The sequence below is a fragment of the Pseudoalteromonas sp. CO342X genome (assembly GCF_004208915.1).
GTDB lineage: Bacteria > Pseudomonadota > Gammaproteobacteria > Enterobacterales > Alteromonadaceae > Pseudoalteromonas > Pseudoalteromonas maricaloris.
Genome location: NZ_SGPH01000020.1, coordinates 259,347 through 285,286, shown reverse-complemented (window position 1 = coordinate 285,286; position 25,940 = coordinate 259,347). Strand labels below are relative to the sequence as shown.

General features: G+C 43.5%; 17 protein-coding genes. 13 read left to right on the top strand and 4 right to left on the bottom strand.

Features of this window, described 5'->3' with window-relative positions; all coding sequences use genetic code 11:
• Positions 1 to 306: 306 nt before the first annotated feature.
• Complete coding sequence (locus EXT47_RS11470; RefSeq protein ID WP_010606260.1) at positions 307 to 966, bottom strand: hypothetical protein; 660 nt, start codon at positions 964 to 966, stop codon at positions 307 to 309.
• Between the two features lie 280 nt (positions 967 to 1,246).
• Between EXT47_RS11470 and EXT47_RS11465 the strand changes: the two genes are divergently transcribed.
• Positions 1,247 to 1,840: an ATP-binding cassette domain-containing protein gene (locus EXT47_RS11465; RefSeq protein ID WP_130126616.1), complete on the top strand. Its 594-nt coding sequence runs from the start codon at positions 1,247 to 1,249 to the stop codon at positions 1,838 to 1,840.
• A 1-nt stretch (position 1,841) separates the two neighbouring features.
• Positions 1,842 to 2,915 carry a DUF6136 family protein gene (locus EXT47_RS11460; RefSeq protein WP_130126615.1) on the top strand — a complete coding sequence of 358 codons (1,074 nt, stop codon included), beginning with the start codon at positions 1,842 to 1,844 and terminating at the stop codon, positions 2,913 to 2,915.
• 9 nt (positions 2,916 to 2,924) lie between these two features.
• On the opposite strand, the gene EXT47_RS11455 is transcribed toward EXT47_RS11460, so the two are convergent.
• Positions 2,925 to 4,892 (bottom strand): winged helix-turn-helix domain-containing protein, encoded by a 1,968-nt coding sequence (locus tag EXT47_RS11455; protein WP_130126614.1) that lies wholly within the window; start codon positions 4,890 to 4,892, stop codon positions 2,925 to 2,927.
• A 189-nt stretch (positions 4,893 to 5,081) separates the two neighbouring features.
• Here EXT47_RS11455 and EXT47_RS11450 point away from each other — a divergent pair, with 189 nt between their 5' ends.
• Entirely contained in the window at positions 5,082 to 7,340 is a 2,259-nt protein-coding gene (locus EXT47_RS11450; RefSeq protein WP_130126613.1) for a DUF5916 domain-containing protein, read from the top strand.
• A 121-nt stretch (positions 7,341 to 7,461) separates the two neighbouring features.
• Here EXT47_RS11450 and fadE read toward each other — a convergent pair whose 3' ends face one another.
• Complete coding sequence (gene fadE, locus EXT47_RS11445) at positions 7,462 to 9,915, bottom strand: acyl-CoA dehydrogenase FadE (RefSeq protein WP_130126612.1); 2,454 nt, start codon at positions 9,913 to 9,915, stop codon at positions 7,462 to 7,464.
• 533 nt (positions 9,916 to 10,448) lie between these two features.
• On the opposite strand from fadE, the gene EXT47_RS11440 reads away from it, so the two are divergent.
• From EXT47_RS11440 to purF, 10 genes are all read left to right on the top strand, one after another.
• Positions 10,449 to 10,769 carry a DUF6419 family natural product biosynthesis protein gene (locus tag EXT47_RS11440; RefSeq protein ID WP_010606266.1) on the top strand — a complete coding sequence of 107 codons (321 nt, stop codon included), beginning with the start codon at positions 10,449 to 10,451 and terminating at the stop codon, positions 10,767 to 10,769.
• A gap of 83 nt (positions 10,770 to 10,852) precedes the next feature.
• Positions 10,853 to 11,977 carry a 4-phosphoerythronate dehydrogenase gene (locus EXT47_RS11435; RefSeq protein WP_039496083.1) on the top strand — a complete coding sequence of 375 codons (1,125 nt, stop codon included), beginning with the start codon at positions 10,853 to 10,855 and terminating at the stop codon, positions 11,975 to 11,977.
• 37 nt (positions 11,978 to 12,014) lie between these two features.
• Entirely contained in the window at positions 12,015 to 13,031 is a 1,017-nt protein-coding gene (locus EXT47_RS11430; RefSeq protein WP_039496085.1) for an aspartate-semialdehyde dehydrogenase, read from the top strand.
• 289 nt (positions 13,032 to 13,320) lie between these two features.
• Positions 13,321 to 18,900 carry a FimV/HubP family polar landmark protein gene (locus tag EXT47_RS11425; protein ID WP_130126611.1) on the top strand — a complete coding sequence of 1,860 codons (5,580 nt, stop codon included), beginning with the start codon at positions 13,321 to 13,323 and terminating at the stop codon, positions 18,898 to 18,900.
• A 142-nt stretch (positions 18,901 to 19,042) separates the two neighbouring features.
• Complete coding sequence (gene truA / locus EXT47_RS11420) at positions 19,043 to 19,837, top strand: tRNA pseudouridine(38-40) synthase TruA (RefSeq protein ID WP_017218112.1); 795 nt, start codon at positions 19,043 to 19,045, stop codon at positions 19,835 to 19,837.
• A gap of 134 nt (positions 19,838 to 19,971) precedes the next feature.
• Positions 19,972 to 20,847, top strand: a complete 876-nt coding sequence (gene accD / locus EXT47_RS11415; RefSeq protein ID WP_017218111.1) for an acetyl-CoA carboxylase, carboxyltransferase subunit beta — start codon at positions 19,972 to 19,974, stop codon at positions 20,845 to 20,847.
• 26 nt (positions 20,848 to 20,873) lie between these two features.
• Positions 20,874 to 22,130, top strand: coding sequence for a bifunctional tetrahydrofolate synthase/dihydrofolate synthase (gene folC, locus EXT47_RS11410; protein ID WP_130126610.1), 1,257 nt, complete (start codon positions 20,874 to 20,876; stop codon positions 22,128 to 22,130).
• Between the two features lie 36 nt (positions 22,131 to 22,166).
• Positions 22,167 to 22,793, top strand: a complete 627-nt coding sequence (locus EXT47_RS11405) for an SPOR domain-containing protein (RefSeq protein ID WP_039492635.1) — start codon at positions 22,167 to 22,169, stop codon at positions 22,791 to 22,793.
• 61 nt (positions 22,794 to 22,854) lie between these two features.
• The gene (locus EXT47_RS11400) at positions 22,855 to 23,349 is read left to right on the top strand and encodes a CvpA family protein (RefSeq protein WP_010369359.1); all 495 of its coding nucleotides are present in this window, start codon (positions 22,855 to 22,857) and stop codon (positions 23,347 to 23,349) included.
• A gap of 18 nt (positions 23,350 to 23,367) precedes the next feature.
• On the top strand, positions 23,368 to 24,900 hold the full coding sequence (purF, locus tag EXT47_RS11395) for an amidophosphoribosyltransferase (RefSeq protein ID WP_039492634.1): 1,533 nt from the start codon (positions 23,368 to 23,370) through the stop codon (positions 24,898 to 24,900).
• A gap of 85 nt (positions 24,901 to 24,985) precedes the next feature.
• On the opposite strand, the gene EXT47_RS11390 is transcribed toward purF, so the two are convergent.
• Entirely contained in the window at positions 24,986 to 25,771 is a 786-nt protein-coding gene (locus EXT47_RS11390; RefSeq protein WP_130126609.1) for a MipA/OmpV family protein, read from the bottom strand.
• Positions 25,772 to 25,940: the final 169 nt, after the last annotated feature.

Here is a 25,940-nt window from a genome sequence, read left to right as displayed (position 1 = left end):
ATTGAAATGTTATAAAATGATTGCAATATGGAGTTGTTAATAGCTATTTTTTATCTCTATGAGATATAAAGAATTAATTGATTTTTAAAGCTAAAACTCTATTTTTATTGCGCGTGGAAAGTTTAATAAAACTGACTTATGACAAATGTCACTATTTTGTATGGTCGGATCTGAAAATGAATAGAATTGACTTATTTCGGCAGAAAGTTGAATTTTTTGTGAATAAAAAATGCGTTATAAATATAAATCTAGACGGCTAACCGTTGAGGTTGCCGGAATATCGGCAGCCTCAAAAGCGATGATTAATTAGTATTCTAAAACGGTGCTCATTAATCCAGTTTCACCGACGACGAGTAAGTAAGAGCGGTCTAGTGATGCATTGCAAAGACTTATAACCTCATCACCCATCATAATATCTTGATTACAGTCATCCACTTGATACCAGCTACTGACTTCTCCTTTATCAAATTCAACGTCTGAACCGTTAATATTTAATGTCATTGTTTTGGAAGCTAATACTCGTACGGTAAATTTATTATCGTGATCATCTTTAGACTTTCTAACCACCTTTATATCTAAGGTATCGTTGCTATCCTGCATTACAACAAAGTGATAATCTCGGTCATTACTTACCTTAATTTTTTCTTGTTCTACCATGCCAAGCTTGTTGACTGACTCAGCATAAAAACTGATTTCACGGTTGGTGTTATGTTCGTGTGTTATGCGTACGGGTTCTGAACCGGAAGCTAGTACCTTGACGCGATATTTATCGTCAGCGACATTTCGTTCATCACCGTCTAGCTCAGTGTTAGCAAGGTGAAATGCAATTTCATAATCGGTGGCATTAACCAAGTTATATTGGTTTTTATAGATGTCAGAACCGAAGTTAGCGGTCTCGACATCTTCAGACGAACATGCAACCGCTAATAGGGATAGGGTGGCTGCAGTTAGGATACGAAAGTTCATAGTTGATCTCCTTTATCAATATTTTGAACATAGGTCGTTATTCAAGCGATTTCGGAGCAAGAGTATAGGATGGAAAAATGAAAGGTTACTTAATGATGTTTATAAGATGTTAAAAAATGTAGTGTGTAAGGCTTTGTTACAAAATAAGGTACGTAAAATACGCCATTTTACTTTCTAACTAGGTGATAAATATTAGCTTTTGTAATAAGTTAAGTTTTATGACAACTACATTTTTAAACATAAATATAAATCTCTATTTGGATTTATAGTGTAGAGCAAAATGATAACGATAAAATCTCTAAGTAAAAGCTTCTCCAAAGAGGTACTGTTTGACAATTATTCACAACAGTTTGAGCATAATAGAATTTGTTTAGCGGCGCCGAATGGTGTAGGGAAAACCACCTTACTGAGTATGATTGCTGGGCTTGATGATGCCTTCAATGGCGACATTCTATTACAAGACAAGAAAATCGATAAACGCCAAACACTTGTTGCACTTGCGTCAGACAATATTCCATTTCCTGCTTTTTTGCGTGCAAAAGAGTTATTAACTCTCACATCAACCGCATGGCAATGTGATTTTCCTTCGCAGCTTGTAAACGACTTTCAGTTTGAAACCTTTTTAATGACGCGTTACGCGGATCTCTCCTCTGGTAACAAAAAGAAGCTTCAGCTTATTAATGCCTTGATGCGTAATACCCCTTATTTATTGCTCGATGAGCCTACTGCAGCTTTGGACGCGGCAGGCTGCGAGTATATCGTTGAGCTCGCGCAAAACTACGCTGGCATGGTGCTGATGACAAGTCATGAGCCTGAACCTTTTTTACAAGTTGGATTTCACTCTGTTCCCTTAGCACCAAAGCAGGGTAGTTAATATGCTTTATTACTATCGTTACAGAAAAGCATCACTTTCCCTATCGCTGCAAGCCATAGGCCAGCAACTTCAGCAATTTGGCTTGATGATAGCTGCATTGTTTCAAGTTTATCTGTTAGGTTTTATCGCAATACTATTTATGGGTATAGGTAAAATTGTAGAAAGTGATAATCCCATTGCACAGGTACAAATTGCATGGGGATTACTTGCGGCGCAAAGCTTTATTCTATTTGTGTTTCGAGATGCGGTTTTGGACAAAGCGCACAGAAGTTACCACCACACGATCCTCCATCGTACCATCCATCAAAAAGTGGCGGATGGGTTGTCCGTACTGATTGTTCACCCCTTATTATTGATGACGCTAATTCTCTGCTACTCGATTGGAATTGAGAAAATCACACAAGCGTGGCACTTACTGTTTTTTGCGGTGACGCAATTCTTCATTGCCCTTTGTTTCATTTATCGACCTTTGGGGACCAGTATTGGGTTATTGATAACAGCTATTATCAGTTTTGCTGTTGTCGAAATTACTTGGTATTTGGTTGCTGTAAACCTAATAGTGCTTGGCTGTGCAGTTTTGCTACCGCGTAAAGTGATGCTATCGGTTATGGTTAAAGGGTTGACGACATTTTGGCTGAGCTTTGCTTACAACCACTATTTTGTGTTGCTTTGGCGCATTGTGATGAGTGTGTTGGTGCTATGGTTTGGCGCGATCTTAAGCGCAGAGCGCCCCGATCTGATGGCAAATTACGTTCCAGGTCTGGTGACGTTAAATCTATTATGGTGGTCGAGCCTTGCCATTGATCTCAAACCTGAAGTCTACGACCGTACTGCATATTGGTTGAGTATAGATAAGCTGCAATCGGCAAAGCAGAGTATCTGGATTATTATGCTGACGGCTGCCGTCTGTTTTTCAGTGCCTGTCTATATGTTATTAGGGCTGAGTGTAGTGAGTCTATTACCCTATGTCTTTCTACCACTTTTAGTGTTAAGTGCATTAAAAAGTCCACAGCATTTAGCTATGACTTGGCTCAGCACCTTAGTGCTGAGCTATACCGCGTATGTGCTCTTGTAATGATAATCGTTAGTTAGCAGCTTCTGGTAGGCGAGTCAGTTTCTTGATATCGCCTTCTACACTTTCCATTTTTGCTATGAGTAAATCCCCAAGCGCGTCGATATCGTAGTGCCAAATCAAGTGGCCGACTTTTTTAAGCGTAGGGTTTTGCTCTGGCATCAAGGTGAGTTGCCAAATGTAGTCCTCTTTTGACCAGGCGGATTGCCAATAGATGTCGTTGCCACGAATTCTTAAGTTACTAAATTGATTGGTTTGCTTTTGACTTAGCGCATATTTATTTAACGCTTCTGAGTCGCTTTCGAAGAGCGTCTCGTACTCCAGCAATAGGTTTTGTTGTAGCACAAACCAAGTTTGTCTTTCGGGGTGATAAAAGACAAAGTCAGCTGTACTGTCATGGCTGCTGATAAGCGCCCCAGACAAGCTGTATTGGTTTAATGTTTCGCCGTCATAAGCCCATAGTGTTTGCTCATCTATCCAGCCCATGCTTTTGACGGGCAGACTCAGCTGTGACTTGAACTGGGTGAGTGGGCGTTTTCGGTCGTATATCACTAAATCGTTATCACGGTTTGAGGCCAAATAGCTCAGCTCTGGACTCCATACTAAAAAACCAACGTACTCATGCCCCTGATAAAAGGAAAGCTGACTGATTTTATCATCGCGATATAGATACACCTCGCATACGCCGCTGCGCCTCGACATAAATGCCGTTTCCCCCAAGCTGTTGGTCAGTGGTAAATAATCGATGCTTGAGCTTGAAAATAAGGGGAGATCGTCTCGGTCTTTGATATTAACTTGAAAACTCTCCAATGCAGCGAATATATCACCGCGATTATCGCTTGAGAAGCTCGTGTATAAGCCAATCTCCGTTTCTTTGATGGCTTGACTGTCACCGTCTCTAAAGTGTCGCGATAGGCTGCCATATTGACTCGCAATCACGGCTTGATGATAAACATCAAACGCAACGGAAGTGATGGGAGCTGACCACTTCAGATGTACCGTGCCATCAAGCGTTTGTAGCCTTGCTAACCCTTGTTTATCTTGAACCAAATAAAAGGTTTTGTCTTGCCACGCTCGAAGGGCCATTTTTAACTGTTCATTGGCTGCCAAAGCAAGTGGCAGCTTAACCATTTGATGGGACTCAAGCCGGTAAAGGTGTGCTGCTTTGGCATTATATTGGCCGAACGTTAAGATTAGCTCTTTGTCACTTTTCCAAACGGGTTTAGTACCAACTTGGCACGGAAGAATTTGCGAGCTATGAAAAAATTGCCCTGCGGCGGTCATAACATGAAGTTGGCAGCCACTACCTTGATATTGCCAAAAAGCCAGTTTGTCTGAGTCGGGACTCCAACTTGGAAAACTGATCCGCGAATCAAAGCGGTGTTCATTTAATTGAAAGCCTTGTTTGTTGGCAATAATAAGATGGGTAAAATCTTTTACATAGGCGATGAGTTCTTTGCTTTGGTGGGCATCAACGTCAAATTCAAGGCCAAGCTCATGACTGAGACTCGAGGTTTCGTAGCGTGATGGTGTTTTTTCAGTCGGTGCTTGATTAAAAAAGGCGATTGCGCCAAAGCATAACACTGCCATTGCGACGGCACTGAGTGAAAAAATACGGGACTTGGCGATTGCTTTGACTGGTTTTGTCGTATGACGAGGCGCTATTTCATGTCTTTCTAGTGGCGCGATAAAGCGATAGCCCCGCTTTGGAATGGTTTTGATGTAAATTGGGTTTTTAGGGTCGTCTCCGAGCACTTTTCGCAGTTTAGTCAGAAGCTGATAAAGGCTATTGGGTTCGACAACCGCGTGTTGCCACAGCTGCTCGGTAAGCCAATATTTCTCAAGCACTTCGTTATGATGCTCAATAAAAAGCGCGAGTAACCTTGCCATTTGTGGCTCAAGTTTTACGGTTTCTTGGCTTTGCCTATGTGTTAGGCAATCTTGCTGGAGATCAAACTGCCAATGTCCAAAACAAACCATTTCTACTTCCTGTGCCTGCACGCCGAGTACCAATTTCAATAATCAAAACAAATTGTTCCCATAACGTTAGCGTTTCTTAAGATTAAGTCAATGTTTATAAAGGTTAAGTCAGCTTTCTTCAGAAAAAGTTAAGAACTTTTTACGGCAAAGTTTGTTGCAATAGCAGGCATAACTCTGAGGAAAGTATGTATGAATAAAAGCAATAAATTTTGGCTCGGTTTAAGTTATCCCATGATGGCAGGCGCTGCACTTGCGGAACCTATCGTGGTTGATGGTAAGTTGAATGAAGCGCAGTGGGGTTCTGCCACGCACTTTGAACAATTTGTTCAGGTTGTGCCTGTAACTTTGGCATCTGCTAATGACAAAATTACCGCAAAAGCCTTTGCAACCGCCGACGGCGTTTATATTGGTATTAAAAACTTTCAGAATAAAGCCGAGCGCAAGCGACAATTCAATATCCATGACCGTTTTATGCAAGCTGACTTCAATCGGGTAGTTGTGGACTTTTCAGGCGACGGTAGTAGTGCATATCAATTTTCGGTGACATTAGGTGGCGGCTCGCAAGATGGTGTTGTAACCCCAAGCTTAAACGTGGATTACGATTGGGATGGGGATTGGCACTATGCCAATCATATTGACGATACGTATTGGACCACGGAATTATTGATCCCTTGGCATACCGTGTCGTTTCAGCCAGGAGATGAGCAGGGGCTTACAAAGATTGGCGTTTCGGTACAGTTGTATGAACTTAAAAGTAATTTTATCTATGCAAACCATGAGGATACAACAGCAAATAGCGATTTCTTCCTGACCATGCCAAAGATCGCAGCACAGATCCCCGCGCATTCTCAATTGGCATTTGTGCCTTACTTTGCGCATCAGGCTCAATTTGCGCCTCTAAGCACTTCGCCTTCCGAGCGCCAGCATCAGTCCGATGTTGGCTTTGATTTGTTTTACAAGCCTTCTCATCATCAGAAGGTGAGTCTTGCCGTGAATCCTGACTTTGGTCAGGTGGATATCGATGATGTTGATGTGAATTATTCGGCCGTGGAAACGCTTCGCACCGATAAACGTCCATTTTTCACCCAGGATATCAGCCTTTTTGAAGTTGCTGCACTTGAAAGCACTAAGCTTATTCATACTCGTCGTATAGGGGCATCAAGTGATGATGGTACACGCGCAATCACCCCCATAGATGCGGCGCTACGATTTGTACATAAAGGAAAGTCGGTACAATTTGGTACTTTTGCTGTGTCTGAGTCGGACTTTTCGGACGATATTGGTAAGCAGTTTTTTGCAGCAAGAGCTAATTATCGCACGCAAGATTGGCAGGCCGGTGTACTTGCGACCAAAACAGACAGGCCGTTTCTTGAACGCGATGCCATGAGTTATGCCCTTGATGGCCAGTATCGTAGTGATACTTGGTCTTTCAAAGGCGCGCTATTACAAACTGAGGTAGAAACACAAAAGCAACGTGTTACAGGTCAAGGTGTATCGCTAGACGCGGAGTATCAACATTCGTTACAGACGAAGTTCGCTGCGCGCTACTTTGCTGTGGATGACGAATTTGATAACCGTGATCTCGGCTATATGAAACGCAATGACTGGCAGGTGAGCGAGCTTTATGGTGAATACGCGATGCACCCAAAAGACAGCTGGTTTACCAGATTAAAGCAGTCACTCACACTGAGGCATGAGCAAAATAATGCAGGAACTGGTTTAGCGGCCAGACAAGCATATTTAGCGCAGTTTTTGTTGGCAAATGGTGGTCAGCTCAACCTCGGGCTAGATTATTACACTAGCGGTAAACAAGACAACTTAGGGCGAGGCACCGAAGTGTTTGAGATGCCCAGCCGTGTAGAGTCTCGGGTCTTTTATCAAAGCCCTTATGTGGGAGATTTTTCTTGGGCTGCGAGTATAGAGCTTGACCAAGAAGGAATATCAGGCTCAGCACAGCAATACGCCGTGGATTTGACTTGGATGCCACACTACAACTGGAACCTTAAGTTGAGTAATTTCTTTAGAAGCGGTGATGGCTGGCTGATGGCGAACGGGCAAAATCGCTTGAGTGAATACGACAGAGATGAGTTTTCCAATAAGTTGGAATTTAACGGTCGGATCACCGACAACCTTGAACTCAGTGGTTCGCTACAGTGGACGATACTTGAAGCGCAAAGTAAGACGATTTATCAAATTACCAATGGCGAGCTTCGCGAAATTCATGGTGACACCAGTTTTGACGACAGGCGCTTAGCAAGCCAGATAAAACTGCGTTATCGCATGGGTGCATATTCAGACATTTTCTTAGTGTATCAACGAGGAGGTGCAAATTTTTCGACACTTGAAAAGTCGCAGGTCGGGCGCAGAGATTGGTTTGGTAGTGTCGCCGATTTATGGCAACAACCAGTGCAAGACTTAGTGACGTTTAAAGTGCGATATTTATTTTAAATCACTAGAGCTGTGTTCCCCCCGGCTCTAATCTGCCAAGAAAAAAGGTCAGAAAATTCTGACCTTTATATCCACGCTAATTGCTAGGGTAGTATGGATCACACTACCTAAACAAAAATAGTTATGCTGCGTCTGCTTTACTTGATTCCTTGGTTCTTGCTTTGCCAGCAAGTAACTCTTCAGGGTCAAAGTCATCAACGTTGATAACGGCAAGACGTTTTGCTTCAACGGCAGTCAATTTAGCTGCTTCGTCTTCGCTCAGTACACCTGCTTCAAGTCCCATTGCTGCTACTTTATCAAGTTGCATAAACGGTAACTTTTTACCAGTACCACGGCATACCTTTTCAAATAACGGCTCTACGGCAAGAATGTCTTTTAGCGTTTGCTCTTGCTTACCAAGCAAGCACAGTGGCTCATCTTTTAAGTAGATGTGTGTTGCAAGGCGATCACGCGTTTCGCTAGGTACTTGAAGTAACTGAGCAAGTTTGTGCTCCATTTTGTCGGTTGGTTTACGAACCGGACGACCAAATGGGAACAGTACCACTTTCAACAAACCACGTAATGCAGCAGAAGGCATGTTGTTGATTAAGTCAGCAAGGGCACGTTGACAAAGGTACAGGTGTTCCTGACAAGACCATTGCACAAACGGTAAGTCTTCTTTACGACGACCTTCATCGTTATAGCGCTTAAGCGTTGCAGAAACCAGATAAAGGTAGCTTAATAAGTCGCCTAAACGTGCAGAAATACGCTCTTTACGCTTCAGTGAACCACCAAATACAGCCATACAAATATCAGACATTAATGCCAATGATGCACTGTAACGAGCAGCATTACGATAATAAACCGCAGTTTCATCGTTAAATGGTACTTTGGTGAAACGTGCACCGGTTAGGGCTAACCACTTAGTTCTTACCAAGTTCGACATAGTGAAACCGATGTGACCCATCAAAGATTTATCGAAACTATCAAGCGCTTCTTGCTTATCTTTGATAGAACAAGCCTCAAGTTCAGCCAGTACAAAAGGATGGCAACGAATAGCGCCTTGACCATAGATGATCATGTTACGGGTTAGGATGTTTGCACCTTCTACCGTAATTGCAATTGGTGCACCTTGGTAACCACGGCCAACGTAGTTGTTTGGGCCTAGGCAAATCCCTTTACCACCATGAATATCCATGGCATGGATGGTTGAAGCACGCATTTGTTCGGTTAAGTGGTACTTCAAAATGGCAGAAACAACCGAAGGTTTTTCACCTAAATCTACCGCGCCAGTTGACATAGTCACCGCAGCATCAGAGCTATACGCATAGCCACCAAGTTTCGCTAGTGCCTCTTCAATCCCTTCCATCTTACCGATAGGAAGTTTGAATTGGCGACGAATGCGACTGTATGCACCACTTGCAACTGCAAGGGATTTAATACCACCGGCAGAGTTTGAAGGTAGCGTAATAACACGACCAACCGACAAACACTCAACCAGCATGCGCCAGCCTTGTCCTGCCATTTTTGCGCCACCGATAATGAAATCGAGTGGTACAAACACGTTTTCGCCTTGGGTAGGGCCATTTTGGAATGGTACATTCAGTGGGAAATGACGGCGGCCAATTTTTACGCCAGGCGTGTTTGTAGGAATAAGCGCACAAGTAATACCTAGCTCTTCTTTATCACCTAATAGACCATCCGGGTCGCGCATCTTAAACGCTAGGCCAAGTACAGTCGCAACAGGTGCTAAAGTAATATAACGTTTGTTCCACGTTAGGCTAATACCTAATACTTCTTCACCTTCCCATTCGCCTTTACATACCACACCAAAGTCAGGGATAGATGAAGCATCAGAGCCCGCTTCTGGTGACGTTAATGCAAAACAAGGGATTTCATCACCCACTGCTAGACGAGGTAAGTAGTGTTCTTTTTGCTCGTCAGTACCGTAGTGCTGAAGTAGTTCACCTGGGCCTAACGAGTTAGGTACGCCCACGATAGACGAAAGTAAAGTTGATTTACTGGTAAGCTTTTGTAGTACACAAGATTGCGCGTAAGCTGAAAACTCAAGACCACCGTATTGCTTTTTGATGATCATCGCAAAGAACTTGTTGTCTTTTAAGTATTGCCACACGTCTTGCGGTAAGTCAGTCAGCTCGTGTGTTGCTTCCCAATCGTTAAGCATGGCACACACTTCTTCCACCGGGCCATCCAAAAACGCTTGCTCTTCAACGCTCAAGCGTGGCTTTGGAAACTGATGAAGTTTATCCCAGTTTGGGTTACCACAAAATAGATCGGCTTCCCACCAAGTCGTACCTGCATCAATCGCTGACTTTTCGGTTTCTGACATTGTCGGCGTAACTTTTTTGAACGCTTTAAATGCTGGAGCCACGATGTACTGCTGACGCAGGTTCGTTACTGAAAGCGGAATAACAATCGCTAAGAAAATTAACCAAGAGATAATGCCAAATGCACCAGCAAAGGTGCCAACTAGCATTGTAACTGCTGCAATACCTAGAGCGGTATTCCAGCTTGCGCGAAGATAGCTTGCTGCACTGAGCAAGGCTAACAACGCGAGAACAAATATAAGTGTCATGTTGTTCTTCCTTATAAGAGGTCTGACCACCCAGTTAGACTAGCTGGTTAACGCTGATATTTCAAGCGTCTTCATACCTTCTGGGCGAATTAGTTGATGCCTTGTTGTGACATATTATTTACGTTTGGTACTGAATCTGAGTGTTAAATGACTCATGCCTCTCTTGTTGTTAATTTGAAGGTTACTTTGACTAAACCCCATCTACAACCTAAGAGGATTTTCAACGTTATTAATTACTGAACGATATTTAAGTGTAATGAACATAGTGCAATGTGGCGAAACTGCACATGAATTTTCTTTCAGCGAAGTGCCTAATATGTGCATTATAATTGCCAAAACTTCATGTCTGATTTGCATTGAAATACACGTTAATGTTTCTACAATTGGGTTAAGCATAGCGACAAAATGGTGCTTTAAGAATTGCTAAGGAGTAGCAAATGCAGTCCATTTTCTTGGTAGCTATGTGAGTTAGGATTTACCGCCACGACCTAGTGTCGCGGTTGATATTGCTGTCCATGTTAAGGAGAAACAAGATGCAGCAGAGTATTTTTTATCTAGTCACTATTTTGGCCTTTGCGGCTATGTTGTCGGCCTTTCACCTCTTTCCTGAAGCGGTAATTTTTAATGTTTTTAGCAGTTTGTTTGCTGCATTACTTGGCTACCGAGCTTATACCCGTTGGGCTTTATTATTGTGTTGTATTAACGTGTTGGCCATGACGTTTTGTCCTTTGCTTGATTCAGGTGGCTGGTTAAGTCTCAAGGGAGCGGTCGTTTTTGTGTGCTGTGTGATGTTTTTTGCAATAGCGTTTGGTTGCAATAAAGCGGTGACACAAAATAAAAGGTTTTATTATTAGTCGCCTACCTTGCCATGTTAAACTCGACTCAGGCGATGTGTAATCGCCTGAGTACTCGAGACAATAGGTGACAGGAAACCCGCATGCGAATATTAGCCGATCAAAATATGCCCTTAGTTGAGTCATTCTTCTGCGAAATTGGTGAGGTAACTCGGTTTGATGGCCGTAACCTTCAACCTGACGAGCTGAAAAACGTCGATATTCTGTTGACTCGCTCAGTCACTAAGGTCAACAAGATCCTGTTAGCACGAGCCGATAAACTGAAGTTTGTGGGGACTGCGACAATAGGGATTGATCATATTGATACTTCATTGTTGGCCAGCGCCAATATCTCGTTCAGCAGCGCACCAGGCTGTAATGCGATAGCTGTTGCCGAGTACGTGATAAGCGCTCTACTTGCATACGCACAAGAAACCTCCACACCACTTCAAGGTAAAACGATTGCCATCATTGGTGTTGGTAATATTGGCGCGTGTTTAGCATCAAAGCTTAAAGGGCTTGGTCTTACGATATTATTGTGTGATCCAGTCAGGCAGCAAGCGGGGACATTGGATTCACATGTAGCGTTAGATGAAGCTTTGGCTCGCGCGGATATTGTGACATTTCACGTTCCATTAGTTAAGCAGGGCCCGCATAAAACGGTTCATCTACTTGATGCATCGCGGATAGCGGCATTAAAGCCGGGTACGGTGATAATCAATGCAAGCCGTGGAGATGTTATCGATAATCAAGCGCTTTTGCACGCGATAGAAGGTGGGCAAACGCTTGAGCTGATCTTAGACGTTTGGGAAAATGAGCCGAATATTTTGCAGCCATTATTGCAATATACTCGCTTTGCCTCTGTGCATATTGCCGGCCATACGCTAGAGGGGAAGGCGCGAGGCACGCAAATGTTATACGAAGCTGTATGCCGAGAATTCGATTTACCAGCCAGCAAAACGATTAGTGATTTTCTCCCTAAACCAAGTGTCACTGGCTGTCAGTTGCAAAGCACTGCCAATGAGCAAGATATTGTCAATTTAGCGCATCTTGTTTATGACATTCGTCGTGATGATGGCATCATGAGAAAACAGCTAAACACATTGGGCTTTGATACCTTGCGTAAAGCATATCCCGTGCGTCGAGAATTTAGTACAATTGCAGTCAATAATGACTCACCAATCAGTGAAAAGCTTTACCAACTTGGCTTTTCTGAGCACAAGAGTTAAGTGCTATGGTTGGTATATTACAGAATGAGGAAAAATAATGTCGCAAAAATATAATGTTGCGGTACTTGGCGCAACAGGTCTTGTTGGCAAGCAAATTATCGAATTACTAGCGGAACGAAAATTTCCTGTAGACACATTGTACCCACTCGCGAGTAGCCGAAGCGCGGGTGAAGAGATTGATTTTATGGGTGAAAAAATCGAAGTTCTGGATGTTGAAGAGTTTGATTTTTCTAATGCCCATATCGGTTTGTTTTCAGCGGGTGGTTCCGTGTCGGAGAAATATGCACCAATCGCCGCTGAAGCTGGCTGCATTGTGATAGATAACACCTCACATTTTAGATACGACTTTGATATTCCATTAGTCGTTCCTGAGGTGAATAAAGACAGCCTTGCAGATTTTAGAAATCGTAACATCATTGCTAACCCAAACTGCTCTACAATCCAAATGCTAGTGGCGCTTAAACCAATTTATGATGCCTATGGCATTGACAGAATTAATGTTTCAACATACCAAGCGGTATCTGGCGCAGGTAAAGAAGCGGTAGACGAGTTGGCTAAGCAAACTGCAAACTTAATGAATGCAAGACCGATGGAAAACGAAGTGTTTAGCAAACAAATCGCTTTTAACGTCATTCCTCAAATTGATGCGTTCCAAGAAAATGGTTACACCAAAGAAGAAATGAAGATGGTGTGGGAAACGCAAAAAATCTTGGGCGATTCGAGTGTTTTGGTTAACCCGACTGCGGTTCGAGTTCCCGTGTTTTTCGGTCATGCTGAAGCCATTCATCTTGAAACGCGCATGCCTTATGATCTTGAACATGTTAAGCAGTTACTTGCTGATGCGCCGGGTGTTGAGCTAATTGAAGACGAAAACGATTACCCAACACCGGTAAGTGATGCAAGTGGTAACGATACCGTTTATGTAGGCCGTGTAAGGCAAGATATTTCACATCCATTGGGCTTAAACTTATGGGTGGTATCAGACAACACCAGAAAAGGTGCAGCAACAAATAGCATTCAAATTGCAGAAGCCCTTATAGAAAGCTATCTATAAGCACCCTTTGATATCGCAAAGTAAGCAAAATTTTGCTTACTATTCTGCGTTATAACGGCAAACTTCTGCCAAGAAGTTTGCCGTTAGGTCAAATACTTGACTATTCTTCACCTATATCAACTATTCCAGAATCAGTAAAAAGCATTATAACCATGTTAACTTTCAATACGTTGCAATGGATATTCCAACATATCTGGTTTATAGTTTGCATTTGGAATAGAGCTTGCTTCAAAGCCATAATAATAAAATGTCGTTTAACGGGTGTTAAACATTTGAGTAAAGGATCGGCATGCGCGGTTTAGCCTTATTTAGTATCTTTGTATTCGCACTGATTGCCACACCAGTATATACCCAAGAGGGGGTAGTGCTAAAAGGCCCTAAAGGGGTTGATTATGGGGCTCAAGGTCGGTCAATAGGGCCTATCAGACCCACGGATACATTGTGGCGTATAGCACAAAAAGTGCGACCAGATGACTCGGTCACCATTTATCAGGTGATGAAGGCGCTTTACGATAAAAATCCTAATTCATTTCTAGATAAAAACCTCAACCATATGCAGGATGGGGCGTATTTACGTATTCCTACCATCAATGAAATTCGCAGTGTAAACCCTGAGTTGGCAAAGCAGAAGTCAGATCAAGATGACAAACTTTGGGAAATGAAGCGTAAGGGATTATTGAATCCAAATGCAATAAACGAAGCTGAAAAAAAGGTTACACAAGCTCGTAAAGTCGATGTAGAAGAAGCTAAAGAAGACCTAACTAATCAACTGCGTTCTTTAAAGATGGAACAGGACATGCGCCTGATGGACTTACAAAAAGAGTTCAAATCCTCGGTGCGTAATGTTGAAGAAATCCTATCCGAAAACAATAAATTAAAACAGCAGCTCGGCGCTATTTCTACTGAACTTCAAACGGTTCGTACCCAACTTGGTAAAGACAGCGAAATCCAGCAACAGCTTAAGGCTGTTATTGACTTACAAAATGAAATGATTGACCAGCAGGCAGCTCAGGCAAAAGCGCAAGAAAGTAGCGAGTTAAGCACATTCTTTAGCTCACCAGCTGGCATTGCATTACTTGCCACATTACCAGCGCTACTGGCAATTGCTGGATTAGTAATGTACCTACGCCGAAGAAACCAATCTCAAACGTCGACAGATGACGACGATTTTCTTCCGCAAACACCATCGGTGGCTGCAGGCACTGCGGCGGCGGGAGCTGCAACCGCTGCGACTGCATTTGACCCTGAGCCAGACCCACTTGATATCGGAATGGGCGACGATGAAGACGCACTGGGCGCAAGCGTACAGTTAGATGACGATATCTTACCTGAAGACGATGAGATTACCTTTGACTCACTTGATGACGACTTCGATGAAGGAAGTGATACGTTAGACCAAGATGAATTGGATAGCTTACTAAACGAAGATATTTCGTTTGATGATGATCATGACGAAGACTTTATGCAACAGAGCTTTGACGAGGCTGGTGATGAAGTTTCGCTTGATCTTGATGATGGCCAAGATATTTTAAGTGACAGCGATCTTGATGATTTGTTCAATGAGTCTCAAGATGAAGAAATTGATGTTAGCGATGATGCCCTTGCCGCTCTGAGCGAGGAACTCGCAGATGAGCAAGCGGATGCTGGTGCAAACGATGATGATATCGATTCAATTCTTGATGGTGCGCTAGATGAAGAGCCCGAATTTAGCGGTAATTTTGATAGTGAGAGCTTAGTCGATGCTGATGATATCGATGCGCTACTTGATGCCTCTCAAGATGCTGACGATGATGCATTGCCGGATTTTGAGGAACCAAGCACTGAGCTTGCGGGTGATGATATTGATGCCCTGTTAAATGAAGTGCAAGACGATGCGTTAGCTGAAATTGACGAAGAGTCAGATACGCTCGACGGTGATGATATCGATGCTTTATTGGATGAAGCGCAGGAAGATACGTTGCCGGAATTAGAAGAAGAGTCAGATGCTCTCGCTGGTGACGACATCGATGCTTTATTGGATGAAGCGCAGGAAGATACGTTGCCGGAATTAGAAGAAGAGTCAGATGCTCTCGCTGGTGACGACATCGATGCTTTATTGGATGAAGCACAGGAAGATACGTTGCCGGAATTAGAAGAAGAGTCCGACGATCTAGCTGGTGGCGATATCGATGCTTTATTGGATGAAGCGCAGGAAGATACGTTGCCGGAATTAGAAGAAGAGTCTGATGAGCTCGCTGGTGACGATATCGATGCTTTATTGGATGAAGCGCAGGAAGATACGTTGCCGGAATTAGAAGAAGAGTCTGATGAGCTCGCTGGTGACGATATCGATGCTTTATTGGATGAAGCGCAAGAAGATACATTGCCGGAATTAGAAGAAGAGCCTAGTGATCTTGCTGGTGACGTTACTGATGCTTTATTGGATGAATCGCAAGAAGATACGTTGCCGGAATTAGAAGAAGAGCCTAGTGATCTAGCTGGTGACGATATCGATGCTTTATTGGATGAAGCGCAAGAAGATACGTTGCCGGAATTAGAAGAAGAGTCCGATGATTTAGCTGGTGATGATATCGATGCTCTATTAGATGAAGCGCAAGAAGATACGTTGCCGGAATTAGAAGATGAGCCTGATGATCTAGCTGGTGACGATATTGATGCTTTATTGGATGAAGCGCAAGAAGATGCGTTGCCGGAATTAGAAGAAGAGTCCGATGATCTAGCTGGTGATGATATCGATGCTTTATTGGATGAAGCGCAAGAGGATACATTGCCGGAACTGGAAGAAGAATCTGATGAACTGGCCGAGGACGAACTCGATGCATTAGTTGACGAAGCGCCAGAAGGTGTTTTGCCAGAGCTGGAAGAAGGATCTGGTGAACTGGCCGATGACGAACTCGATGCACTAGTTGACGAAACACCAGAAGATGTTTTGCCAGAGCTGAAAGAAAAAACTGATGAACTGGCCGATGACGAACTCGATGCATTAGTTGACGAAACACCAGAAGGTGTTTTGCCAGAGCTTGAAGAAAAATCTGATGAACTGGCCGAGGACGATCTCGATACATTAGTTGATGAAACACCAGAAGATGTTTTGCCAGAGCTGGAAGAAGAATCTGATGAACTGGCAAATAACGATCTCAATGCATTAGTTGATGAAACACCAGAAGATGTTTTGCCAGAGCTGGAAGAAGAATCTGATGAACTGGCCGATGACGATCTCGATGCATTAGTTGATGAAACACCAGAAGATGATTTTCCGGAGCTGGAAGAAGAATCTGATGAACTGGCAAATAAGGAACTCGATACATTAGTTGACGAAACATCAGAAGATGTTTTGCCAGAGCTGGAAGAAGAATCTGATGAACTGGCCGATGACGATCTCGATGCATTACTAGACGAAACACCAGAAGATGTTTTGCCAGAGCTGGAAGAAGAATCTGATGAACTGGTAAATAACGAACTAGATACATTAGTTGACGAAACATCAGAAGATGTTTTGCCAGAGCTGGAAGAAGAATCTGACAAGTCTGAACTGGAGTCTAAACAGCCTTTAGCTGAGTCTGAGCAAACGGAGTCAGGACACTTGTCGGGTATGTTGGATGAAGAGGATGCTATTCCGGAATCATCTGAAGAACCGGTGGAAGATACATTACAGTCCGATCTAGCCAATGAAGCAGATTTTAGTGATGAAAATGTTCAAGCTGACGAAGACAGCGAATTTGAAGATCCTGATTTAAAAAGTGTTGATGAGCTATTACAGGAGCTTCAAGCCGAAGAACAGTTTGAGTTGGATGCTGAACTTGAAGACGACTTCTCGGATGAAGAAGTTGAAATTGAGCTGGGAGATGATCCACTTAATGACGAAGTGGATTTACTGGCAGAAGAAGAGTTTCTTGACGAAGAAGATCTGCAACCAAGCGCAGAGCTAGAGAGTTACCCTGAGCTGGAGCTCGGCGAAGAACTTGAAACTACTGACTCGCAAAGCGAAACCGAAAAGGCATTATCAGAAGCATTATCCAATGACGCTCAATTTGATATAGAGGACGGGCTTGATGACGATCCTCTCGACGATGAAATCTCTGGCTTTGATGAAGATGATTTGCCTGAATTTAGTGCAGATTTCGACGAAGAGACTTTGCTTGAAGACGAACCAGAAGCACCACTCGACGAAGCTGAAAGTGATGCGCTTGAGTCTGAACCTGAACTGGAAATCGAAGATGAGCTGCCAGAGTTAACTGCAGATTTCGATGAAGAAACTTTGCTTGAAGACGAACCTGAAGCACCGCTCGACGAAGCAGCTGAAAGTGATACGCTTGAGTCTGAACCTGAGCTTGAAATCGAAGACGAGCTGCCAGAGTTAAACGCAGATTTCGATGAAGAGACTTTGCTTGAAGACGAGCCTGAAGTACCAATCGAAGCAGCGGAAGGTGATACGCTTGAGTCTGAACCTGAACTGGAAATCGAAGACGAGCTGCCAGAGCTAAACGCAGATTTCGATGAAGAGACTTTGCTTGAAGGTGAACCTGAAGCGCCAGTCGAAGCCGCAGAAAGCGACACGCTTGAGTCTGAACCTGAGCTTGAAATCGAAGACGAGCTGCCAGAGTTAAACGCAGATTTCGATGAAGAGACTTTGCTTGCTGATGAGCCTGAAGCACCAGTCGAAGCAGCAGAAAGCGATATGCTTGAGTCTGAACCTGAACTGGAGATCGAAGACGAGCTGCCAGAATTAAACGCAGATTTCGATGAAGAGACTTTGCTTGAAGGTGAACCTGAAGCGCCAGTCGAAGCCGCAGAAAGCGACACGCTTGAGTCTGAACCTGAGCTTGAAATCGAAGACGAGCTGCCAGAATTAACTGGAGATTTCGATGAAGAAACTTTGCTTGAAGACGAACCTGAAGCACCGCTCGACGAAGCTGAAAGTGATGCGCTTGAGTCTGAACCTGAGCTTGAAATCGAAGACGAGCTGCCAGAGTTAACAGCAGATTTTGATGAAGAGACTTTGCTTGAAGACGAACCTGAAGCGCCGCTCGACGAAGCTGAAAGTAATACGCTTGAGTCTGAACCTGAGCTTGAAATCGAAGACGAGCTGCCAGAATTAAATGCAGATTTTGATGAAGAGGCTTTGCTTGCTGATGAGCCTGAAGCACCAGTCGAAGCAGCAGAAAGTGATACGCTTGAGTCTGAACCTGAACTGGAAATCGAAGACGAGCTGCCAGAGCTAAACGCTGATTTCGATGAAGAGACTTTGCTTGAAGACGAGCCTGAGCTTGAAATTGAAGAGGCTCTGCCAGAATTAAACGATGAAGATGACTTGGAAACTCTACTTTCTGAGCCACAAACTGAATCTGAATTACCAGAGGTCAATGAAGCCGAGATTGAAAAAGAATTTATGGCTGACTTTACCCAAGCAGACTTCGATGCTCTACTTAGCGAACTGGACGATCCCAGTGACTTTGACGCCGGAAATGCAGAAGATTTTGAAGTCGATTTCGATAGCTTGCTACAAGACGAATTGGTCGCAGGGGAAGCCCAAGCGCTACCTACGGACACCGAAGGTTCAGAAGACTACTTAGAAATTGAAGACCTACTTGAACAAAGCGACGATCTTGATAGCGATGTTGAACCTTACGTTGGCGCAAATATGGACGTTGGGCTTGGCGATTTTGAAGAGCTATTAGCGGGTGAAAATACCACGGATGTTGATTTAGAGGATGAAGGATTCGCCGCTAAATTAGATCTAGCAAAAGCTTACATTGAAATTCAAGATTATGACTCGGCTATATCAACGCTCAACGATGTTATTGAGAACGGCCCAGATTCGGTGCAAGCTGAGGCTAAGTCGCTTAAATCAAGTCTTACAGAGTCTTAATACTCACATCAACGATACCGGCCGAACAAAGTAATTGCCTTGTTTGGCCGGTATCATCATCTACTTCTTAGCTTAAGCGCTTTAATTCACATCGCCAATCGCATAAAATGACGTTTTTGTTATGGGTTGCGATAGAAAAAGTATGCGAGTAGCGTTAGGCATTGAATATAATGGTGCAAATTATAGTGGTTGGCAGAGGCAAAATCATGTCAGCAGTGTCCAAGAAGAAATAGAAAAAGCGCTATCGAATATCTGTAATCATCCCGTTGAGATAACTTGTGCAGGGCGCACTGATGCGGGGGTTCATGCAACGGGTCAACTCGTGCATTTTGACACGGATTCTGCTCGCGATATGAGCGCTTTTACATTAGGAATGAACTCTCAGCTTCCCGACGACATTGCGGTACGATTTGCTAAAGAAGTCGACCCTGAGTTTCATGCTCGTTTTTCTGCGACAGCTCGTCGATACCGCTACGTTATTTATAATCACACCTACAGACCGGGCATTTTACGCAGTGGCGTAACGCATTTTCACCACGAGCTTGATGTTGAAAGAATGAAAGCTGCATGCCCTGTGATGATAGGGGAGCAAGATTTCACTTCTTTCAGGGCGGTGCATTGTCAGTCTAATACACCCTTTCGTAATATCCATCACTTAGAGGTGAAACGCATTGGCAAATATATTGTCATCGATATTAAAGCAAACGCGTTTTTGCATCATATGGTGCGCAATATTACAGGTTGTTTACTTGATATTGGTGTTGGCAAGCAAGAGCCTGAGTGGATGGCGGAACTGCTTGTTGCCAAAGACCGCACCTTAGCAAGTGCTACGGCAAAACCTAACGGATTGTATTTAGTTGATGTGGACTACCCTGAACAATGGCAAATAGAAAAGATGCCGCTTGGGCCTTTATTCTTGCCTGAGGAATTAGTGTAACGGTCATATTTATGTAGTACCTTATACTCTTAAGACCAGTTTTTTATATCACCTATAGCTAAATCATGATTTAATTGGGAAAAGATGTCTGTCTTTGCTGACGGAACAGAATAAAGCACGATAGAGAGTTGCAAATGAGTTGGTTAGAAAAGATCTTACCTAAAACCACTAAATCTTCTGGTAAAAAAGAGATCCCAGAAGGGGTTTGGGCAAAGTGTACAGATTGTGATTCAATCCTATACAAAGCGGAATTAGAAAAGTCCTTAAACGTATGTCCTAAGTGTGATCATCACATGCGTATTACGGCACGTAAACGTCTTGAAAGTTTCTTAGATGATGCAGATCGTCAAGAGCTTGGCACAGAGCATGAGCCACAAGACGTACTAAAGTTTAAAGACTCTAAAAAGTACTCGGATCGTATCGTTCAAGCGCAAAAAGCAAGCGGTGAGAAAGACGCTTTAGTTGCAATGAAAGGTCGCGTAAAGGGTATTCCTGTTGCTGCTGTTGCTTTTGAATTCTCCTTTATGGGTGGTTCAATGGCGTCAGTTGTTGGTGCGAGATTTGTTGATGCAGTTAACGTTTGTTTAGAACATAACATGCCGTTAATTTGTTTCTCTGCATCTGGTGGTGCACGTATGCAAGAGGCACTTATGTCATTGATGCAAATGGCGAAAACAAGTGCTGCATTGGCAAAAATGAGTGACAAAGGCTTGCCATTTATCTCTGTATTGACCGATCCAACAATGGGTGGTGTTTCTGCATCATTGGCGATGCTTGGTGATATCAATGTGGCAGAGCCAAAAGCACTTATCGGTTTTGCGGGTCCACGTGTTATCGAACAAACTGTACGTGAAACTCTACCTGATGGTTTCCAGCGCAGTGAGTTCTTATTAGAACACGGTGCGATTGACATGATCGTCGACCGTCGTGAAATGCGCGATACGTTAGCACGTATTTTGGCGAAGTTTATGGACTTGCCTTCCACTGAACAAGAGCATAGAGTAGCGTAAATTTTTCAAATTGAGCTACTCAACTTATGACGGTTAAACAGCCTAGCCAATCATCAAGCCTTGATGATTGGCTTTGTTATTTAGAAGCAATTCATCCAGCCACCATTGAAATGGGACTTGAGCGTGTAGCACAAGTTGCCGAGCAAGCCGGATTACTTGAGCCTTTCAGTAAAATAATTCTAATTGGCGGTACCAATGGTAAAGGCACAACGGCTAGGTGCTTGGAGTCGTTGTTGCTCGCACAAGGGTTGTCGGTTGGCACCTACGCTTCACCACATTTAGTACGCTACAACGAACGCGTCCGCGTGAATGGGGTTGAGCTCGAAGATCAGTACCATATCGATGCATTTAAATTCCTCGACGACATCCGCAAAGACACTCAGCTAACTTATTTTGAGTTTGGTACGCTTGGCGCGTTAAGTATTTTCAAGCGCTGTAAGGTTGATTATATTTTGCTTGAAGTTGGTTTAGGCGGGCGGTTTGATGCGACAAATATAGTCTCGCCATTTGCCTCTGTTATCACGACTGTCGACTTAGATCATAAAGAGTATCTGGGTGATACTAGAGAACTGGTAGGCTATGACAAAGCTGGCATTTTCCGCAGTGGTAAGCCTGCAATCGTTGGTGATTTAAATATTCCACATACGGTTACGGACTATGGCGACGAAATTGCCGCAGATATGGTGTTATCAAAGCGCGATTTTTATTTTACCCCGCTAGATTCTCAGTTTAGATGGCAATATCTTGATTTTGATTGGCACTTCGACAAACCAGCCATTCCAGCACAAAATGCTGCGACAGCGTTAACGGTATTAGCTAAACTTGAGTTGCTACCTAGCTATGATGCCGTGAAGACTTGTTTGGCAAATTTGCAAGTAGAGGGTCGCTTTCAGCAACTCAATGCCACGCCGTTAGTGTATACAGATGTTGCTCATAATCCAGAGTCTGCAAGATATTTGGCAACTAAGTTACAAGAACTCAAGCAAAAAGGGTTTAAAATTCATGCCTTAGTCGCTATGCTTGCGGATAAAGACAAAGCCAGTGTGCTGAAAGAAGTCACCCAATATGTAGATAGCTGGAGCTTCGCTTCGCTTTCTGGACCTCGTGGAGAGCGTGCGGAAAACCTTAAGCCATTGCTTGACTCAAGTTGCAATGTCACCTTATTCGATAGCGTTACAGCAGCACTTGATACTCAGCTCGATACACTTGCGAGCGAGCAGGTACTAGTGATATTTGGTTCGTTCTTTACCGTTGCTGAGGCAATGGAGTACTGGCGAAAATAGTTATAGATGATTTAATGTAAAGTAGAGAGTAAAGTTGTGAACTCAGTATTTATAAATCGCCTTGTTGGAACAAGTATCGTCGTCGTAGCTGCGGTGATCTTTATTCCAAATATCCTTGATGGTGAAAAGGTCCACTACAAGGAAGGATTTCAAGCGATCCCTGAAAGACCTGAGTTCAAAACAATTGATCTGCAAGAAAAAGTGGATGCGCAAGCCAAGCTTGCGCCTGAGTTGCCCTCTGAGCCGCTGGAAGATATTGACGCCGATGATGCTAAGCTAGAAGGCACAGAAGAGACAACGCTAGCCAATACGCAGCAATCAGATACGTCACCTACACACGTTGAGGCGAAACCCGTCGCAACGACCGACAAAGTTGAGGTGGCGAAATTAACGCGTCCTGAGACTGCTAACTTTTCAAAAATGGCCTATGTCATTCAGCTTGGTAGCTTTTCACATAAGTCGAACGTCGATGCATTGACGAAGAAGCTTGCAGATAATGGCTTTAAAACCTTTACTAAACCCGTTAAAACGCCCAATGGTACACTGACAAAAGTGTTTGTCGGACCAGCTTTAAATAAAGCTGAACTTGAAGCTAAGTTACCAGAATTAAAGAAATTAACTAAGTTAAATGGTCGTTTGACACAATTTGAAGTGACAAAATGATCTGGCATTTAGATGCCAAACCTTTTAGAATGCGCCCCACATTAACGACTTATTGGTTACTATGATCTGGGTTGATTACGCCATTCTTGGTATTGTTGGTTTATCGACTATCTTTGGCTTGCTTCGAGGCTTTGTCAAAGAAGCGATGTCACTTGTCGTATGGATCGGCGCTTTTTTCATCTCTAGTATTTTTTACCAATATCTCGCAACCTTCCTAACATTCATTTCAGAACCCCTTTTAAGAAATGCAGCCGCAATAGCCATACTCTTTTTTGCGACCTTGATGTTAGGCGGGCTTGTTAATTATGTCTTGAGTGAACTGGTTCAAAGAACTGGGCTCTCAGGCACCGATAGGATCTTTGGGATTGTATTCGGTGGACTTCGAGGTGTGTTGGTCGTTAGCGCCTTACTCTTTTTCCTTGATGCGTTTACCAGTGCACCAGACACGCAGTGGTGGAAAACATCAAACTTAATTCCTGAATTTGGCTTTGTGATAGAGTGGTTTTTCTCCTATCTTGAACATAACTCGAGCTTTTTAGATTCAGTAAACCGTTAATCGGCGAGGAAATTTTTAATGTGTGGTATCGTTGGGATAGTCGGAACGTCTCCTGTTAATCAGGCGATTTATGACGGCTTAACTGTTTTGCAACACCGCGGCCAAGATGCGGCTGGCATTATTACCATTGACAACAATACGTTTAGCTTACGAAAAGCAAACGGTCTAGTGAAAGACGTATTTCATACAAGACACATGAAACGCCTACAGGGCAACATTGGTCTTGGTCATGTACGTTATCCTACTGCTGGTTCTTCAAGTTCAGCAGAAGCTCAACCTTTCTACGTAAACTCTCCATTTGGTATTGCCCTTGCGCACAATGGCAACTTAACCAATGCAGAAAAATTAAAGGAGCGTTTGTTTACTCAAGCGCGTCGCCATGTTAATACTACGTCTGATTCAGAGATCCTGCTGAATATCTTAGCTCACGAGCTTGGCAAAACAGACAAGATGAAATTAGACGCGGAAGATATGTTTACGGCAGTAACTGAGGTTGTGTCTATTGTTTCTGGTGGTTACGCGAGTATCGCGATGATCATCGGCCATGGTATTTTGGCATTTAGAGACCCTCACGGTATTCGTCCGCTTGTTTTCGGTAAGAAAGAAACTGAGCGTGGCATGGAATACATGTTCGCTTCAGAGAGTGTTGCATTGGCAACGGATGGCTTTGAGTTTGTGCGAGATGTTGCACCAGGTGAAGCTATTTACGTAACCGAAAAAGGTGAGTTTTTCTCTCAGATCTGCGCTGCTAAAACGACGCTTGCACCTTGTATCTTCGAGTTTGTATATTTTGCTCGTCCAGATTCAAACATTGATAAAATGTCTGTTTATGCGACTCGCGTGAATATGGGTACCAAGCTCGGTGAGAAAATCGCAACTGAGTGGGGCGATAAAGATATCGACGTGGTTATCCCAATCCCTGAAACATCATGTGATATCGCACTTGAAATTGCTTCCGTGCTAGGACTTCCTTATCGCCAAGGGTTTGTTAAGAACCGCTACATTGGCCGTACTTTTATTATGCCGGGCCAAGAGCTGCGTAAGAAGTCTGTACGTCGTAAACTTAATGCAATTGACAGAGAGTTTGCTGGTAAGAACGTGCTACTTGTCGATGATTCGATTGTGCGAGGCACTACATCAGCGCAAATCGTTGAGATGGCGCGTGAAGCGGGTGCGAAGAACGTGTACTTTGCATCAGCAGCACCAGAGGTAAGATTCCCGAACGTATATGGCATCGATATGCCTTCTGCATCAGAGCTAATCGCTCATGGTCGTGAAGTGGAAGATATCAATGCGAGTATTGGCTCGGACGGTTTGATCTACCAATCCCTAAGCGACTTGATTGCAGCCGTTGGTCAAGAAAACCCAGATATCGCTCGCTTTGAGACTTCGGTATTTGATGGTCAATACATCACAGGTGATGTTGATCAAAACTACCTCAATCACATTGATGAACTGCGCAATGATTCGGCAAAGTCTAATCGTGAAGCTGCGATGTCTGCAAGCCTTGAGCTACATAATCAAGAAGCGGAAAGCGCCGAAAGCGATTAAACTATTTGATGATGTACATAAGCATTAAGATAAAAAACCCAAGTTTAACTTGGGTTTTTTATTTAATTTTAACCCGGGCAACAGCCTAAAATTGATAGACTAGGCCAACATAAGCGAGGTCACTGGTGTCTCTGTCTAGCAAAGGACTATTGGCAATAACATCATCGAGCTTAGTTCGTGTTATTCCACCAACTAAACTGAGTTGTGTTTTTAACTGATAATGTGCGGTAAACCCTGCCGAATAGTTCACGGCGTCATCAGCAGTTAAATAGCCCACTCGACCACGGCTTATATCGATGTTTTTCCCGCTCACCCCGTAAATATAATTGACGTAATCAGATTGCTGCCATTCTACGTTACCTACTGCTGAGATTTTAAATCCTCGACCATCATTGTACAGTGGGATTGATACCGAAAAAGTAGCCGTGGTTGAATCTGAATTATCGGAAATATCACTGTGACCAGCGAGCGTAAACCACAGATAGGTGACGCCATAGTTAACGGTAACATCGCCATCCGGTGCGTCATACCCTTCAAAAACCTCGTCCTCGGATTTAGCATCTCGGAACACACCGTCATAGCCGTCTTGACGATAGCCCAATCCGGAGTAGACAGATAAATCTTCGGTAATAGGAAAGCGATAGCCAATTAAGCTGTCTTTGTTGATAAACCAGTTTCCTTTTTGGATATCGATAATGGGAATTGAGATCAGCTCACTTTCAATGCCTTTCCATGGCAAATCTGCAGCGGCTGCTCCTCCTCCAAGACGAACTTGCCATTCGTCAGATGACGTTTCAATGGCGTGGCTACAAGAAGCAAAAGCGAGAGTGAAGATGGCAGCAGACGTAAGAGCTGACTTGATGAGATACATACAGAATTCCTTTCGTAAGTTAAAGATTGCGAGAATTTAGAATGTAAGAAGTTTGTTACAAGACTTGGGAAAGTGCTGTTAGAAAGTGTAATAAATTGTCGGGAAGCGTTGCCTGGTGTGTTAGGAGGTATGTGCCACATTTCCTATCTATTCGCTATTTCCATGGTTG

What these genes read in the sequence shown, in the direction of transcription:
- accD (WP_017218111.1), top strand. Translation starts at nt 19,972, where the DNA reads ATGAGTTGGTTAGAAAAGATCTTACCTAAAACCACTAAATCTTCTGGT.
- EXT47_RS11425 (WP_130126611.1), top strand. Translation starts at nt 13,321, where the DNA reads ATGCGCGGTTTAGCCTTATTTAGTATCTTTGTATTCGCACTGATTGCC.
- EXT47_RS11450 (WP_130126613.1), top strand. Translation starts at nt 5,082, where the DNA reads ATGAATAAAAGCAATAAATTTTGGCTCGGTTTAAGTTATCCCATGATG.
- EXT47_RS11435 (WP_039496083.1), top strand. Translation starts at nt 10,853, where the DNA reads ATGCGAATATTAGCCGATCAAAATATGCCCTTAGTTGAGTCATTCTTC.
- EXT47_RS11390 (WP_130126609.1), bottom strand. Translation starts at nt 25,771, where the DNA reads ATGTATCTCATCAAGTCAGCTCTTACGTCTGCTGCCATCTTCACTCTC.
- truA (WP_017218112.1), top strand. Translation starts at nt 19,043, where the DNA reads ATGCGAGTAGCGTTAGGCATTGAATATAATGGTGCAAATTATAGTGGT.
- fadE (WP_130126612.1), bottom strand. Translation starts at nt 9,915, where the DNA reads ATGACACTTATATTTGTTCTCGCGTTGTTAGCCTTGCTCAGTGCAGCA.
- EXT47_RS11430 (WP_039496085.1), top strand. Translation starts at nt 12,015, where the DNA reads ATGTCGCAAAAATATAATGTTGCGGTACTTGGCGCAACAGGTCTTGTT.
- folC (WP_130126610.1), top strand. Translation starts at nt 20,874, where the DNA reads ATGACGGTTAAACAGCCTAGCCAATCATCAAGCCTTGATGATTGGCTT.
- EXT47_RS11460 (WP_130126615.1), top strand. Translation starts at nt 1,842, where the DNA reads ATGCTTTATTACTATCGTTACAGAAAAGCATCACTTTCCCTATCGCTG.
- EXT47_RS11470 (WP_010606260.1), bottom strand. Translation starts at nt 966, where the DNA reads ATGAACTTTCGTATCCTAACTGCAGCCACCCTATCCCTATTAGCGGTT.
- EXT47_RS11440 (WP_010606266.1), top strand. Translation starts at nt 10,449, where the DNA reads ATGCAGCAGAGTATTTTTTATCTAGTCACTATTTTGGCCTTTGCGGCT.
- purF (WP_039492634.1), top strand. Translation starts at nt 23,368, where the DNA reads ATGTGTGGTATCGTTGGGATAGTCGGAACGTCTCCTGTTAATCAGGCG.
- EXT47_RS11400 (WP_010369359.1), top strand. Translation starts at nt 22,855, where the DNA reads ATGATCTGGGTTGATTACGCCATTCTTGGTATTGTTGGTTTATCGACT.
- EXT47_RS11455 (WP_130126614.1), bottom strand. Translation starts at nt 4,892, where the DNA reads ATGGTTTGTTTTGGACATTGGCAGTTTGATCTCCAGCAAGATTGCCTA.
- EXT47_RS11465 (WP_130126616.1), top strand. Translation starts at nt 1,247, where the DNA reads ATGATAACGATAAAATCTCTAAGTAAAAGCTTCTCCAAAGAGGTACTG.